Here is a 16245-nt window from a genome sequence, read left to right as displayed (position 1 = left end):
CGTACGGGCTGACGTGTTGACGGGGATCGTACGGAGTGAGGCGTACGGCCCGAGGTGTCGGGAGAGGTCGTAAGGCATGAGGTCGTAGGGCCCGAGGTGCTGGCAGAGGTGTGGCTTCCGCCTGTTCGCAGCGCTCACCCACCCACCCGTCGAAGCCAACCGACAGGCAGCCGGTGCAAAGCGGTGCCCGTCATCCCAGCCGACCACCCACCCGACTCCCCCGCCAGCACCTCGCCCCGGAGAACTCCCCGGCACACCGCCCAACGCGACCAAAAACAGCCGCCACGAAGTGGCGACCATCACCTCAGCCGACCGACCACCCGCCTCACCCGCCAGCACTTCCGCACGTAGCACCAGCCCGGGGCCGAGGGCGGCAAACAAACAACCGCCGCGAAGCGGTGACCATCACACCCCAGCCGAACGGACTACTTGGCTCCCCGCAAGCACCTCCACATGTAGGACGAGCCCGCGCGCCGCCGAACGCGGCCAAGAGAACAGCCGCCGCGAAGCGAGACCCGTCACCCCAGTCGAACTGACTACCCCACTTCCGCGCCACCACCTCGCCCGTGGAACCTCCCCGGAACGCCGCCGGAGGCGGCCAACAGAACAGCCGCCGCGAAGCGGTGACCATCACACCCCAGCCGACGGAGCACCCGACTCCCCGCCAGTACCTCCGCGCCAAGTACCAGCCCGCGCGCCGCCGAAGGCGGCCAACAAGCAGCCGCCGCGAAGCGGTGTCCGTTGCCACAGCCGACGGATCACCAGTTCACGCGCAAGTGCTGGGTGGGGTGGGTTATCTGAAGTCTCGGGATTTGGTGCGGGCGGCTAGGGGGAGGCGTTGGAGGTGTTCGGCGGAGAGGTTGGTTACTTCGCCGGAGCGTTCTACTCGGCCGCGGATGATCATGGCGGCGGCGTTGCGGGCTACGGCGGCGTGATGGTGCCAGCAGCCTACGGTGATGACGATGTTGGCCATGCCGGTCTCGTCCTCGAGGTTCATGAAGGTGACGCCGGAGGCGGTGGCGGGGCGTTGGCGGTGGGTGACCACGCCGGCGACGCGGACGCGGGCGCCGTCGGGGGCTTCGCGGAGTTCGGCGGCGGACAGGATGCCTTCGGCGCGGAGCTGGTCGCGGACGCGTTGCATCGGGTGGCTGGTGGTGGTGATCGCGGTGGACCACAGGTCGGCCATGTCGGCCTCGATGTCGCTCATTCCGGGCAGGGTCGGTGGCGGACCGGCCGCGGTGATCCCGGCCAGCTGGCCGGGGCGTTCCTCGGCGGCGCGGCCGGCTTCCCACAGCGCCTGGCGGCGGTCCAGGCCGAAGCAGTCGAACGCGCCGGCCGTCGCGAGCGCCTCGACCTGCGCAGCGGTGATGCCGGTACGGCGGACCAGGTCGGCCATCTCGGTGAACGGTCCGCCACGCTCGCGCTCCTCGACGATCAGCTTGGCGCCCTTCTCCCCCACGGTCCGTACTTCGGCCAGCCCGAGCCGGACCGCGAACGCCCCGTCGCGCCGGTGCACGGTGGTGTCGAACGGCGCCTTCGGATCGAACGGCCCGACCGGCGGCTGCGGGTCCGCGAGGCACTCCGGGGACCCGGTCGGACCGGTGAGCTCCTGCCCGTCGACCAGGTACTCCAGGCCGGCGTCGACACCGGACAGGTGCAGGTGCGGACGCCGTACTTCGACACCGTGGCGGCGGGCGTCCGCGACCAGGGACTGCGGTGAGTAGAACCCCATCGGCTGCGCCCGGAGCAGCGCGGCCAGGAACGCGGCCGGGTAGTGCAGGCGCAGCCAGGTGCTGGAGTAGACGAGCAGCGCGAAGCTGATCGAGTGTGACTCGGCGAACCCGAAGTTCGCGAACGCCTCGATCTTGGCGTAGATGTCGTCGGCCAGGTCGCCGGTGATCCCGTTGCCGGCCATCCCGGCGTACAGCTTCTCCTTCAGTGAGGAGATCCGTTCGATACCGCGTTTCGACCCCATCGCGCGGCGGAGCAGGTCGGCCTCGTCGCCGTCGATCTCGCCGACCGCCATCGCCATCTGCATCAGCTGTTCCTGGAACAGCGGCACGCCCATGGTCCGCTCCAGCACCGGCTGCAGCTTCGGGTGCAGGTAGGTGACCGGCTCCTCCCCGGTCCGGCGGCGGATGTACGGGTGGACGGCGCCGCCCTGGATCGGGCCGGGGCGGATCAGCGCGATCTCGGTGACCAGGTCGTAGAACCGGCGCGGCTTCAGCCGGGGCAGGGTCGCCATCTGGGCCCGGGACTCGACCTGGAACACGCCCACCGAGTCGGCCCGGCAGAGCTGGTCGTAGACCCCGGCCTCCTCGCGCGGGATCGTGTGCAGCTCCCAGTGCTCTCCGAGCCGCTCGCTCACCATGTCCAGGCAGTACCGCAGGGCGGCGAGCATGCCGAGCCCGAGCAGGTCGAACTTCACCAGCCCCATCCACGCGCAGTCGTCCTTGTCCCACTGCAGGACCGTGCGGTTCTCCATCCGGGCGTGCTCGATCGGCACCACCTCGCCGACCGGCCGCTCGGTCAGCACCATCCCGCCGGAGTGGATTCCCAGGTGCCGTGGGAACTTCAGCAGCTCGCTCGCCATCGCCACCACCTGCGGCGGGATGTCGTGGTCGGTCGAGGTGATCTCCGGGCTCCACCCGTCCACCTGTTTCGACCAGGCGTCCTGCTGACCGACCGAGTACCCCAGGGCCTTCGCCATGTCACGGACCGCGGACTTCGGGCGGTAGGAGATCACGTTCGCCACCTGGGCCGCGTTGTGCCGCCCGTACTTGGTGTAGACGTGCTGGATCACCTCCTCGCGCCGCCCGGCGTCGAAGTCCACGTCGATGTCCGGCTCCTCGGCCCGGGTCGTCGCCAGGAACCGCTCGAACGGCAGGTTGTAGAGGATGCTGTCCACCGCGGTGATCCCGAGCGCGTAGCAGACCGCGGAGTTCGCCGCGGATCCCCTGCCCTGGCAGAGGATCCCGTTGTCGTGGGCAAACCGGACGATGTCCTCCACGATCAGGAAGTACCCCGGGAACTCCTTCTCCTCGATGACGGCCAGCTCCCGCTCGAGCCGCTCGTACGCATCCGGGCGCTCCTCGCGGGTCCCGTACCGCTTCGAGGCGCCGCGGAACGTCAGCTCCCGAAGCCACGACATCGGGGTGTGCCCGTCCGGTACGTCGCGCAGCGGCAGCTTCGGCTTCGCCCGTGCCAGGTCGAACGCGAGCTGGTCCGCCAGCGTCACCGAGCGCGCCACGGCCCCGTCGTACCGCTGGAAGCGGGCCATCAGCTCCGCGCCGGAGCGCAGGAACGCCATCCCGCTCGACGGCAGCCAGCCGTCCATCGAGTCCAGGTCACGACGAGCCCGGACGGCGGCCAGTGCCGTGGCCAGCTTGTACTCCGCGGGGGTCGCGTAGTGAACGTTGTTCGTGGCAACTACTGGAAGACCGTGGTCGGCGGCCAGGCCGGCCAGGATCCGGTTCCGGGTGGTGTCGGCGGGGAGCTGGTGGTCGATCAGCTCGACGACCACCCGGTCCTGGCCGAACAACGCGGTCAGCCGGTCCAGCTCACGACCGGCCGCGGCCGGACCGTCGGTGTGCCCGCCGAGTTCGAGCGCCTGTCGGACCAGCCCTTTGCGGCAACCGGTCAGGATCACCCAGTCGTCCCGGCCGACGGCCGCCAGCTTCTCCAGCGAGTAGACGGGCTTGCCCTTCTCGCCACCCTCCAACTGCGCCTCGGTGATCGCACCGGCGAGCTTGTGATACCCCTCCTGTCCCTCGGCCAGCACCAGCAGGTGGCTGCCCTCCGGGTCGGCCATCCCGTTCTGCGGGCCGGTCAGCCCCAACGACAGCTCCGCCCCGAACACCGTTGGCAGTGAGTACGCCGCTGCGGCCTCGGCGAAGCGGGCCGCGCCGTAGAACCCGTCGTGGTCGGTCAGCGCCAGCGCGTGCAGCCCCTGCCGAACCGCAGCCGCGACCAGGTCCTCGGGCTGGGACGCACCGTCCAGGAAGGAGAAGTTCGAATGGACGTGGAGCTCGGCATACGGCACCGCGTGCGCGGGCCGGTGCACCGGCTCCGGAACATACGGCCCGCGGTGCTGCGACCAGGCCGGACTGTCGCCACCGTCAGCGGTCACCGGACGCCCGCCGTGACTGCCCGGGCGTGAGCGGTCCGACAACCTCCGCTCCAACTCCGACCACTTGATCGGCGGGTTGTTATACCCCATTCCACTCACCTCCCGTCGACACCAAGAATAGAACACCTGTTCGAGAAACTGAAATTCGGTTGACCGGGGCAGTCGTTCGGTTGGTACCGTTCCCTGGTCCGTGACATCACAGTTGGAGGTGAGGCCCACATGAACGCTGCAGCGCTGTGGGTGCTCCCCCTCTCGTGGTCACGGGCGGGCGATTGACGTAGGTGTCGTCGGGAGCGCCGTGACTCCCGAAAGGAAACACCTATGAACCCTTTGCCTCTCCAGCGGCGCCACCGCCACCGCGTGACGATCTCGCAGGTCGCCGGCAACCAGTGGCACGCGATCCGGAACGATCTGACCGTCGGCCGCGGCTACGCGTCGCGACGACTCGACGGCCGGACCTTCCTCAGCATCGACACCTGGCAGGACGCGGTCTTCGACCAGCTCGCCGCGGTGATGCTGGCCAATCAGCCCGACCCGCTGTACACCGTGGTCGACGAGACCGACCACGAACTCCTCGCGAACTGGGAACGCGCCGGGCTCACAGTCTGGCGCCGCGAGTCCGAGTACGTCGTGCCGACCGGACCCAACCGGGCACCGGCACCGCCCGGCCTCCTCATCGCGAGCGGCGACCAGGTGGCCGAGGCGCCGCTGCGTGAGTTGGACCACGCCATCCGTGCCGAGATCGAGGCCGGTCCCGGCTGGCACACGATGCCCGCCGAGGTGCTGCCCTGGCAGGGCGGGACACGCCCGCTCGACCCGTCGGCCTACACGGTCGCGGTCCGGGACGGCAGGTACGTCGGCCTGATCCGGGTCGCAACCCGAACCCGGCGGCCGCGGATCGGGCTGCTGGCGGTCCTGGCAGCCGAACGACGGCAAGGTGCCGGCCGGGCGCTGCTCGGCCATGCGCTCGACGAACTGCGCCGCGCCGGCAAGGACGCGGCCACCGCGGAGATCGACGAGACCAACACCGCGGCGATGGCCCTGTTCGAAGCACACGGTGGACGGATCGGTCGGAGTCTCGAGCTCACCACCGGGAGGGCCTGACCATGCCCAGGAAAGCAGGTGGTATCGAGATGGACGGCACCGTGGTCGAGTGCCTCCGGAACGCCAACTTCCGGGTCGAACTCAGCAACGGCCACCGGGTGCTCGCGCACATCAGCGGCAAGATCCGGAAGAACTACATCAAGATCCTCCCCGAGGACCGTGTCCTGGTCGAACTCAGCCCCTACGACCTGGACCGCGGCCGGATCATCTTCCGCTACCGCAACTGACAAAGGACCTGCTGGACCTCGCCGAAGAGGTCCAGCAGGCCGTCAGGCCCGTTGGAAATCAGCGGGTGGCATGCGCGGCGTCGACGATCACGCGGTCACCGCGTCCGGGTCGGAGATCATCGACAGGTGCGGCGCATCGACCTTGGTGACGTGCGCGCCGGCTCGCTGCGCCATGGTCTGCTGCGCCGCCGCCGGCAGCACCTTGTCCGCCGTACCGATGACGTCCCAGGACGGGATGGTCTTCCACGCCGGAACACCGTCGAGGGTCTCATTGAGCGTGCTGGCGGTCAGTGGCCGCTGAGTGGCGGCCAGGACGGCGGCCTGCTTGGCAGGGATACCACCGGCGAAGAGGCTCGCGAACTGATTCGGCTTGATGTAGACGTCGGCGTTGACGACGTCTCCGGCGGCGTCGCGGATCGGCACCGTCGTGATCGAGCTGTTCGGGTCCAGCTCGGAACCGGGCTGTGCGGCGGCGAGCGAGCCGATGCTGTCGCCCTGGTCGGGGATGAAGGCATCCACGTAGACGAGGGCCTTGACGTTGGGGTTGCCGGTGGCGGCGCTCGTGGTCACCATGCCGCCGTACGAATGGCCGACCAGGACGACCGGGCCGCTGATGGTCGCCAGCAGATCACGCAGGTACTCCGCGTCGGTTGCCAGGCCGCGCAAAGGGTTTGCCTCGACGTCGACGGTGTACCCGGCGCTCTGCAGCTTCGAGGTGACGGCAGACCAGCTCGAGCCGTCGGCCCACGCGCCGTGCACCAGCACGATCGTCGGTTTGGCCGAGATGTCGTTCTGTGTGGTCTGCGCGCTGCTGGTGCGGGCGGTACCGACTCCCAGCGCGAGCACGCCGGCAGTGAGAGCCGCGACGGCCGCAGGCAGTGATTTCTTCGGGGTACGCATGGCATGTCCTTTGCAGGGTTCGTTGTCCGCTCGGCGAGCTCGCCCGGGCGGGGGTTCAGCGCCGACGCTAGGGTCGAGGCCCGCCGCTCATGCCGTTGCGCGCTTCATCCTGCACACCGTGCAGATTCCTGTGCACGGATGGTCCACCGGTGTCCGCTACCGATCTCGGTGCGCCAGGGCTCGCCACTCGCGCGGCGAGAGCCCATAGGCGGCACGGAAGACGCGGCCGAAGCTGGAGGGATCGGTGAATCCCCAGCGCCGGGCGACCGTTGCTATCGTCAACGACCGCAACTCCGGCCGGGTGAGGTCTTCGCGGGAGCCCTCCAGCCGCTGATCGCGGATCCAGTCACCGAGCGAGATCCCGCCCGCGGCGAGGACGTTGTAGAGGTGCCGCACCGAGATGTGGTGCTCGGCGGCGATCTGGCCGGCGTTCAGCCCGGGATCGCCCAGCCGGGCGCGGACATACTCGAGGATCCGGAACCGCAGTGTCGCGTGCAGCGGTTCCTTCCCCAGCGCGGTGGCATCCAGGTGGGTCGTGATCAGCGCACGGACCAGGCCGACAGTCGGCCGGCTCACCGCGCCCGCGTCCGGGTGGGTGTAGAGGTCCGGGCGGCTTGCCAGCCGGTACAGATAGGCGGCGACCAGGTCGGCGATCGGATGCCCGGGGCTGAGCGTGGTGGCGCAGACCTGTCTGATCGCGTCGCGCGGCAGGCCCACGGCAGCGATCGGGATCCGGAAGAAGTGCTGGCGGATGCCGTCGGCGTCGACCAGCGTGTACGGCTCGGTCGACTCGTACACGACCAGGTCGCGTGGCTTGAGGACCGCTTCCCGGCCACCCTGGACAATCAGGCTGGTACCGGCCAACTGGAGACCGAGGAAGATGCTCGGCTCGAGCTCGTCCCGGGCCAGGGCCGGGGTCCGCTCCGCGGTGAGCGCGTTCGAGCGGATCGAACACACCAGGAGCTGTCCGAGCTGAGTGAAGGCGCCGTACGTGGCCGCGGGGCCGGCCTCGGCGGGGAAGTCGATCTCGACCCGGACCTTCGAGGCGGCGACTGTCTCCCGCACCACCTCGGCACGGTCGGCGGCAGGCACGGTCCGCGTATCGAGAATGTCCGTCATTCCGCCCACCTTCAGCTGACTTCTGTCTGACTAAGTCAGCGTAGCAGACTTTCATCCGCGCAAGTCAGCCCTACACTTGTGACATGACAGATCTGCTCAGCCGGCGGGAGACCTGGTCGATGGCCAACTGCGCGGTCGCCGCCTCGCTCGACGTCGTCGGCACCCGGTCGGCGATCCTGATCCTCCGGGAGGCGATCTTCGGCACCCGTCGGTTCGAGGACTTCGTCCGCCGGGTCGGGATCGGTGAGCCCGCGGCGGCGGCCCGGCTCAAGGAACTGACCGCCGCCGGACTGCTGGAGCGGGTGCCCTACCAGGAGCCCGGCCAACGGACCCGGTATGAGTACCAGCTGACCGACAAGGGCATGGACTTCCAGCCCGTTGTGCACGCCCTGCTGGAATGGGGCTCGAAGTGGGAGACCGGCGAGACGGGCCCGGCCCTGCGGGCAACTCACCGCGACTGCGGCGCAACTGTCGGAGTCCGCATCCGTTGCGAGGCGGGTCACGATGTCGATCCGGAGGACGTCGCGATCGAACCGGGCCCGGGGCTGATCACCATTCCCTGATCCATCTCACACATCCTGCGTCTCGATCAAGACTAGAACATGTGTTCGATGAAGCGGTAATCTGAAAACATGCTTGGTCGGTTCACGGTTCGGCCGTCCGACGACGGATCCAACAGGTTCGGCGTCTGGGACGGTGCGGTCAACGGGTGGCGTGCAACAGGGATCGACGACGAGGCGCGGGCCCGCGAACTCGCCTCGGATCTGGACGTGCAGTACGACGCCCACGGCCCGCGTGCCGCGGACGCCGTGCGGCACGTCGATCCGGCCCAGCAGGTGCAGCGGGCGACCTGGACCACGGGCGAGCTCGACGTCTGGATCCGGCACAACGGCGAGTGGCTCGGCCGGTTCCGGAGCAAGGACGGCGAGCTCTCCTGGGTGTCCGGCAAGGACCTCCGTCCGCTCTAGGTCCTAACCGTGCGGTTTCGGTTTCGGGTTCTTCGAGTCCTTCTTGCTGGTGTCCCCGACGGCGTTCGGGTCGCCGATCAGCTTCTTCGGCGGGGTGACGAAGCGCTCGACCGGCAGGCCACGCAGTGCGCCTTGCATCGCGGTCTCCCAGAGCGGGCCGGCGGTACCGGAGCCGGTCGGGTCGTGGATGTGGTCGCCGTTCAGGGTCTGTCCCATCAGGTTCCGGTACGGCAGACTCGCGTCGGCGACCACCGCGGCGGCCGCCAGGTTCGGCGTGTAACCGGAGAACCAGACAGCCAGGTTCTGCTGGATCGTCCCGGTCTTGCCGGCCATGTCGCGGGTGCCGAAGCGCAGGTGACCGCCCGTACCGCCAGGCATCATCACCTGGCTCAGCACCCGGTTCACGCCGTCCGCGACCTGTCGCGGGATGGCCTGCCGGCAGTCGAGGCCTGGCCCGGGCACCGGCCGCCCGGCCTTGTCCCGCACCGACGTGACGACGAGCGGCTTGCAGTACTTCCCGCGGGCCGCGAAGGTCGCGTACGCATTCGACAGCATCAGCGGCGTCACGTACCCGACGCCCAGCGTCATCGACGCCACCTGTTCGAGCGGCTCGCCGGTCTGGCCGTTGTACATCCCCAGCTTGGCGGCGATCTTCGCGATCGGGCACAGTCCGGTCCGCTGCGACAACTGAAGGAAATAGGTGTTGGTGGAGAACCGGGCCGCCTCGACCATGGTCAGGTCACCGCTGTGCGTGGAGTTGTGCGGCTGGTAGGTCGGGTCCCGGGTCCAGCCCGTACAGGTCCGGAACTTCGTGTTCCGCAGGTCGATCTGCTCCGGCGAGTTGATCCGGTAGTCCATCGGGATGCCCTTGGACAGCGCGGCCGCGATCGTGAAGGCCTTCATCGTGGAGCCGTTCTGGAACCCGCCCCACCCGCCGGCGTACGACTTCTCGACGTTGAGGTTGTAGTTCGTGTGGTTGCGCCCGTTGCCGTAGGGCTTGCTCTGCACCATCGCCTTGACCAGGCCGGTCCCCGGCTCGACGACCGTGATCGCGGCGACCGCCGAGTCGGTGAGCTTGCTGTGTTTGTCGATCGAGGCCTGCGCGGCGGCCTGGATCCGCGGGTCGATCGAGGTCCGGATCAGCAGCCCGCCGGTCTTCAGGTAGTGGTCGCGATCCTTCACGGTGGCCCCGAGGGCCGGGTTCTGCAGCAGCTTGGACACCACGTAGTCGCAGTAGAACGGGTACCGCGAGTTCGCGCAGCCGTTCGGTACCGGCTCGACCTGCGAGAGGTCAATGGGCGTACGCAACGCGTGGTTCGCCTGGCCGACGGTGATCACGCCGAGCTCGAGCATCCGCTTGATCACCACGTCCCGGCGGGCCCGGGCGCGGACCGCGTTGTTGCCCGGGTTGTACCCGGTCGGGTTCTTCACGATGCCGGCCAGCAGCGCGGCCTGCGGCAGCGTGAGCTTGGCGGCCGTGGTCCGGAAGTAGTGCTGCGCGGCGGCCTGGACGCCGTACGTCCCGGCGCCGAAGTTCGCCAGATTGAGGTACCGCTCGAGGATCTCGTCCTTGGAGAACTCGCTCTCGACCGCGATCGCGTACCGCAGCTCGGTGAGCTTGCGCTCGTACGAGACCTCGGTCGCCTTCTTCCGCTCGGCCGCGGTCTTCGCCTTCTCGACCAGGCTCATCTTCACGTACTGCTGGGTGATGCTCGACCCGCCCTGCTGCACCTCGCCGCCGGTCTGGTTGCGCACCATCGCGCGCAGCGTGCCCTTCAGGTCGAGCGCGCCGTGGTCGTAGAACCGGGAGTCCTCGATCGCGACGATCGCCTTGCGCATGATCGGCGCGACCGAGCTCAGCGGTACCGGTACCCGGTTCTGCTCGTACAGCGTCGCGAGCAGGGTGCCGTCCGCGGCCAGGATCCGGCTACGAACGGCGAGTGGATCGCTCTCGAACTCTTTGGGCAGGCTCTCCACGGTCGCCGCGACCTGCGCGGTCCCCTGTCCGACGAAACCCGCGAACGGGACCGCCAGTCCGGCCGCGAGCGCACCCGAAAGCGCGCTCACGCCGATGAACATGATCAACGACCGAGCCCAGTTGCGACCGCCCCTGCCGGCACGCATTACTCCAGGTTAGTCGACCGATCACACTCCGGGTACCCCGGAATTGATTGCCTCGATCAACTTCGGTCGCAGTTCGGCGGCCTTGATCACCTCGTCGACCGACCCGACGTCACGCGCTCGCTCGATACTGTGCACCCGGTCGAACTCGGTCGCCACCTCGCCCAGTTTCTCTGCCCGTACGACGGTTCGTACCTCGGCCAGCTCCGTTGCGAGTGCCGCCCGCTCGGCGCCTGTCGCCTCACCGACCCGTTCGGCCAGTGCCGCGACCCGCGGGTCGGCTGCCGTCCGCGCGTCGACCTCTCCCGCGAACACGACCGCCGCGGCCGGCGCGCCGCCGAGCACCGAGGCGAACGATCCTTCCACCGCGAGCACGGTCATCGACGGGTTCAGCGACTTCGAGAACACCACGAACGCGCCGCCGTGGTAGCGGGAGACGACACAGAACACGATCGGCCCCTGGAAGTTCACCATCGCGCGGCCGATCTCCGCGCCGTACTCGAGCTGCAGGTTCCGCATCGAGTCCGGCGAGCCGTCGAACCCGGACAGGTTCGCCAGCACCACCAGCGGCCGGTTCCCGCTGGCCGAGTTGATCGCTCGCGCGACCTTCTTCGACGACCGCGGGAACAGCGTGCCCGCGGTGTAGGTGTCCGGGCCGTCGGTGGGCGGGAAGCCCCGGCGCGGTACCGAGCGGGACTCGATCCCGACCAGGCAGACACCGAAGCCGCCGAGCCGCGCGTCCACCACGACCGCGGTGTCGGCGTCGGCCATCCCGGCCCAGCGCTCGAGCATCGGGTGGTCCTGGTCGGTGACCGCGCGCATCAGCGTGCGGATGTCGAACGCCTTCTTGCGGTCGGGGTTGGTCGCGGCCGAGAAGATCTCGCCGATCGTCTTGAAGTCGCTCCCGGCCACGTCGTGCGGGTACGGCGAGACGTCGCGATCCAGCGGGTCGGACGTCGGCGCCCTTCGCGGCCCACGCTCCCCCGGCGCGACGTACGTGTGGTCGTAGTGCGTCATCAGGACGTCGCGCGCGCCCTTCAGGTCCGCGGCCCAGTACTGCGCCTGGCCGTTCGGGCCCATCACCCGGTCGTACCCGCCGATGCCGAAGTTGTCCTCGGCCGACACGCTGCCGGAGAAGTCCAGCGTCTGCTTGCCGGTCAGCACCATCGCGCTGTCCGGGGTCATCACCAGGATGCCCTTGGTGTGCATCAGCATCGTCGCCTCGGCGTTCCAGTACGGCTGCGCGCCGACGTTGATGCCCGCGACCACGACGTTGATCTCGCCGCCGGCCTGGGTGAACTCGACGATCCGCTTCAGTGCCTTCGCGACCCAGTCCATGTTCTCGGTGCCGGAGTCCATCGAGATCCGGGCGCCGGCGGACAGCGAGTACCACTCGACCGGGATCCGCAGCCGCTCGGCCAGGTCGAGCGCGGCGATGATCCGCGAGCACTCCGCCTCGGCCACCGCGCCGAGCGCCATCGTCGGGTCGCCGCTCATCGCGACCCGGGTGACGCCCTCGGGGTACCGCTCGGTCGGCGTGCTGACGATGCCGACGATGATGCCGGCCTTGTTCAGGCCCTTCGGCCGGTCCACCGGGACCAGGTTGCCGGCGTCGTCCAGGTCGTGCTCGACGAACGACCCGCCCTGGCCGGCCACCATCCCGCTGACCTCGTACGGGTAGATGGTGTTGCGCCGCCGGGACCGCTGCACCTTCTGCGCGTAGTCGTCCAGCGGCAGCAACCGGCCGGTCGGCGGCTGCTCGATCGACGTCACCACCCCGGCACCGTGCTGGTAGTAGAACCGGGCCGCGACCGGGTTGATCGAACCGTCCGGAGCGACCACGTCACCCTGCACCAGGACCTCCTCGATCCCGGCGCCGGCGGTCATCGGGGCGATGTTGCGCTGCAGCGCGGTCACCTCGTCGACCTGGACGTCGACCACCGGCCAGATCTGCACCCAGACGTGGTTCATGTCGAGCTTCGCGCCCGCCGCGCCGCGTGCGGTCCGGGCCCGCCGGATCGCCTCCAGGCAGTTCGCGATCGCCCGCTCGGCGTGCGGCAGCGACGTGACCTGGCCGTCCTCGTCGCGGGCGACCGAGAACTGGCGGACCTGCGCCAGTGCGACCAGCCGCCGGTCGGCGTCGTTGTCCCGCGCGACGCAGTAGTAGAGCAGTACGTCCTCCGGCGCGTCCAGGCGGGTGATCCGGAAGTCCCGGAGCCGCCACAGGTTCAGCCGGCGGCCGACCATCGGGTGGACGCCGCGGACGTTGTCGTCCTCGATCATCGACCCGCCGGCCGGGCGGTAGGTGAAGTACGAGACCGGGCGGCCCTGGCCCGGGGCGACGGCGACCGAGATCCGCCGTACCCGCTGGGCGATCGGCAGGTCGGCGACCATCCGCCGGTACAGGTCGGCAGCGTCCTGCTGCGATTCGGGCAGGTCCGGGCCGTACAGGTACAGCTCGACGACCGCCTCGTGACCGGCCGTCCGGAGGTCGATCCGATCGGTCAGTGCCCGCGACAGACCACTCTGCGGATCGGCCAGCTCGGTGACCGTACCGACCGTGGTGACGAGGTGGCTCGGGCGGTCGTCGATCGTGTAGTCGGCGGTCGCGAACGGCCGCCCGTCGACGGCGAACTCGCGCAGGTCGTGCAGTTCGTACTCGCGGTAGTGCCGGCGGACGAGCACCTCGAGCATCGGCTCGCGCTCGCCCCAGCCGCGCTCCAGCCGCTGGGCGAGGAACCGGACGATCGGCTCCGGGATCGCGGCCAGCGCGTCGATGCGCTGCTGCCGGTCCGGCGCGTCCGGGTGCGCGGCCAGGTCGGCGACCTCGTCGCTGACGCCCGCGATGACCGACGCCCGCTCCGCGTCCACCTGCGGCTGGTCGAACCACCGGAACCGCACGCTCCGGGCCAGGTCCCCGACGACCGGGAACCGCAGCTGGGTGGCGAGCACGAGCCGGTCCAGCAGGTCGTGTACCGACTCGTCGGAGGGCAGCGGCTCGGCGATCCACCGCTGCAGCACGGACGTCACGATCAGTACGTCGGGAGTCGACCGCTGCTGCGCGAGGAAGATCCGGAAGACCGCCTCCTCCAGCTCCGGGCTCCGCTCGAGCCCGGTCACGCCGTAGTGGCTGAGCACCCGGGTCAACCGCGCCTGGAACTCGGCCGGCAGGCCGCCGCGGTCCGGGTCGAGGCTCTGCAGGTACGTGTAGAAGTACTCGCGCGGGCTGTGCACCCGGTTCTCGATGCTGGTGTCCGCACCGGCCGGTCGGTTCCGGCTCAGCTCGGCGAAGTCTGCGAACACGCTCAGCAGCTCGATCTCGGGCGCGACCGGCGGCCCGGACTGCTGATGCGCCAGCTCCGACCGCGCGGTCAGGTAGTCCGCGAGCATGCCGCCCTCGTCCTGCGGGTCGATGTCGAACCCGAGCAGCATGCTCCGCAGGTCGTCCAGACCGCGCTCCACCCGCTCGGCCGCCGACTTCTCCCCGGAGCCGTTCGGCAGATCGAGCTCTACGCCGTTCTGCACCGGAGCGGCGATCTCCGCGCTCTCATCGGCAACAGGCTCCAGCCGCAGCAGCGGCGCCCCGGTCTCCACCTGGCTGCCGGTGGAGACCTGCAGCTCCTTCACGGTCGCCTTGAACGGCGCGTACAGCACCGTCTCCATCTTCATCGACTCGAGCACGAGCACCGGCGCACCGGCCTCGACCTCGGCGCCGGCCGGCACCGGCGTCGCGACGACGAGCGCCGGCGCGGGCGAACGCAGTACGCCGCCCTCGTCGCGGCTGACCCGGTGGGTGACGCCGTCGACCTCGACCAGGTGCACCGGACCGTGCGTCGCGGTCACCAGGCGGAACCGCTGCCCGCCGACGACCAGGCGGCTACGGTACTCGTCGAGCCGCTCGAGTTCCGCGTCGACGACCTTCAGCTGCCCGTTCCCGACACCGACCCGGAACCGCTCGGGGCCGATCCGGGCGACCGTCACCTGGTAGCTCGCGCCGCGCAGCTTCAGGTCGATCGCACGACCGACCTCGTGCTGCACCTGCGGGCGGCCGCCGTGCGCGGTCTCGAACAGCCGGGTCCGCTCGACCTGCTCGGCGTCCTCGTAGCCCTCGATCGCGGCCGCGACCAGCGCGATCCCGGAGTGCCGGTGCGAGATCAGCCGGCCCTCACCGCGGACCCGGTCGATCCAGCCGGTGTCCGCATGGGCGTCGATCACCTCGGGCTGGTCGAGCAGTTCGAGGATGAAGCTCTTGTTGGTCGCGCCGCCCTCGATCAGCACGGTGGTCGCCTGCATCGCGCGCCGCAGCCGCGCCAGCGCCTCCTCGCGGGTGCGGCCGTACCCGATGATCTTCGCGATCATCGAGTCGAAGTCGGCCGGGATGCTGTCGCCGGCGCTCACGCCGGTGTCGACCCGGATCCCGGGCCCGGCCGGCAGGTCCAGGACGACGATCCGTCCCGGCGATGGCGCGAAGTCGCGGTCCGGGTCCTCGGCGTTCAGCCGGGCCTCGACCGCGTGGCCGCTCTCGGTCGGCCTGGTGCCCTCCAGCCGGCCGCCGTTCGCGACGTGCAACTGGGCCTTGACCAGGTCGAACCCGGTGGTCAGCTCGGTGATCGGGTGCTCGACCTGGAGCCGGGTGTTCACCTCGAGGAACGCGAACGACTTCTCCCCCGGGTGGTACAGGAACTCGACCGTGGCCGCGCCGCGGTACCCGACCGCGATCGCGAGCCGCTCGGCCGACGCCTTCAGGTCATCGACCTGGGACGCCGACAGCAGCGGCGAGGCCGACTCCTCGATCACCTTCTGGTTGCGGCGCTGGACCGAGCAGTCCCGGACGCCGAGTGCCCACGCGGTCCCCTGGCCGTCCGCGATCACCTGGACCTCGACGTGCCGGGCGCCGGTGACGAGCCGCTCCAGGAAGACGATGCCGCTGCCGAACGCGCGGGCCGCTTCCTCGCTGGTCCGCGCGTACGCGTCGGACAGCTCCTCCGCCGACCGGACCACCCGGATGCCGCGGCCACCGCCGCCGGCCGTTGCCTTGAGCATCAACGGGTACCCGATCCGCTCCGCCGCCTCGAGCGCCGCGTCGAGCGACTCGACCGCGCCCCGGCTCCACGGTGCGACCGGTACGCCGACCTCCTCGGCGATCAGCTTGGAGCCGATCTTGTCGCCGAGCTTGCGCATCGCCTCGGCCGACGGGCCGATGAAGGTGACGCCGATCCGGTCGCAGAGCTCCGCGAACGCCGGGTCCTCGGCGACGAAGCCCCAGCCGACCCAGGCGGCGTCCGCTCCGGTCTCCAGCAGCGCGCGCTCCAGCACCGCCAGGTCCAGGTACGGCCGCGCCGAGGCCGGGCCGAGCGGGTACGTGATGTCCGCGGCCCGCACGAACGTGGCGGTGCGCTCGCCGTCGGTGAACAAGGCCACGGTCTCGATCGGGTCACCGCCTTCTGCGTTGACTTCCCGGACCGCGTTGATCAGCCGCATCGCGGCTTCTCCCCGGTTCACTATTGCGATACGCTTGAACATCGACCGCCTCCGTGTCTCACCCTGAGCTTCGCGGACAGACCTCTCCCCTGGATCGCAGGAGACAGGTGTCGCTGGCACAGGTTTTCAGTCGATGGCCGTTACCGTCGAGTCGGCCCCCTCTTCAGGCGTGTTTCCGGCCCTGCTATGGCATGAC

General features: G+C 69.8%; 9 protein-coding genes. 4 read left to right on the top strand and 5 right to left on the bottom strand.

Features of this window, described 5'->3' with window-relative positions:
- Nucleotides 1–793: 793 nt before the first annotated feature.
- Complete coding sequence (locus FB475_RS28120) at nt 794–4219, bottom strand: error-prone DNA polymerase (protein WP_141860002.1); 3426 nt, start codon at nt 4217–4219, stop codon at nt 794–796.
- Between the two features lie 231 nt (nt 4220–4450).
- Between FB475_RS28120 and FB475_RS28115 the strand changes: the two genes are divergently transcribed.
- Together FB475_RS28115 and infA are read left to right on the top strand one after the other, a co-directional pair.
- Nucleotides 4451–5233, top strand: coding sequence for a GNAT family N-acetyltransferase (locus FB475_RS28115; protein WP_141860000.1), 783 nt, complete (start codon nt 4451–4453; stop codon nt 5231–5233).
- A gap of 2 nt (nt 5234–5235) precedes the next feature.
- Nucleotides 5236–5460 (top strand): translation initiation factor IF-1, encoded by a 225-nt coding sequence (gene infA / locus FB475_RS28110; RefSeq protein WP_141859999.1) that lies wholly within the window; start codon nt 5236–5238, stop codon nt 5458–5460.
- A gap of 87 nt (nt 5461–5547) precedes the next feature.
- Here infA and FB475_RS28105 read toward each other — a convergent pair whose 3' ends face one another.
- Both FB475_RS28105 and FB475_RS28100 read right to left on the bottom strand, forming a co-directional pair.
- Nucleotides 5548–6360, bottom strand: coding sequence for an alpha/beta fold hydrolase (locus FB475_RS28105; protein WP_141859997.1), 813 nt, complete (start codon nt 6358–6360; stop codon nt 5548–5550).
- A gap of 156 nt (nt 6361–6516) precedes the next feature.
- Nucleotides 6517–7479, bottom strand: coding sequence for a helix-turn-helix domain-containing protein (locus FB475_RS28100; RefSeq protein ID WP_141859995.1), 963 nt, complete (start codon nt 7477–7479; stop codon nt 6517–6519).
- 83 nt (nt 7480–7562) lie between these two features.
- On the opposite strand from FB475_RS28100, the gene FB475_RS28095 reads away from it, so the two are divergent.
- Both FB475_RS28095 and FB475_RS28090 read left to right on the top strand, forming a co-directional pair.
- Complete coding sequence (locus FB475_RS28095; RefSeq protein WP_141859993.1) at nt 7563–8042, top strand: winged helix-turn-helix transcriptional regulator; 480 nt, start codon at nt 7563–7565, stop codon at nt 8040–8042.
- A 69-nt stretch (nt 8043–8111) separates the two neighbouring features.
- Nucleotides 8112–8447 carry a hypothetical protein gene (locus tag FB475_RS28090; RefSeq protein WP_141859991.1) on the top strand — a complete coding sequence of 112 codons (336 nt, stop codon included), beginning with the start codon at nt 8112–8114 and terminating at the stop codon, nt 8445–8447.
- 3 nt (nt 8448–8450) lie between these two features.
- Here FB475_RS28090 and FB475_RS28085 read toward each other — a convergent pair whose 3' ends face one another.
- The gene (locus tag FB475_RS28085; protein ID WP_141859989.1) at nt 8451–10571 is read right to left on the bottom strand and encodes a transglycosylase domain-containing protein; all 2121 of its coding nucleotides are present in this window, start codon (nt 10569–10571) and stop codon (nt 8451–8453) included.
- A gap of 21 nt (nt 10572–10592) precedes the next feature.
- A complete protein-coding gene (locus FB475_RS28080; protein WP_141859987.1) occupies nt 10593–16091 on the bottom strand; it encodes an ATP-binding protein in 5499 nt (1832 codons plus the stop codon).
- Nucleotides 16092–16245: the final 154 nt, after the last annotated feature.

The organism is Kribbella jejuensis (assembly GCF_006715085.1).
GTDB classification, from domain to species: Bacteria; Actinomycetota; Actinomycetes; order Propionibacteriales; family Kribbellaceae; genus Kribbella; species Kribbella jejuensis.
This window is presented reverse-complemented; position numbering and strand designations above follow the sequence as displayed.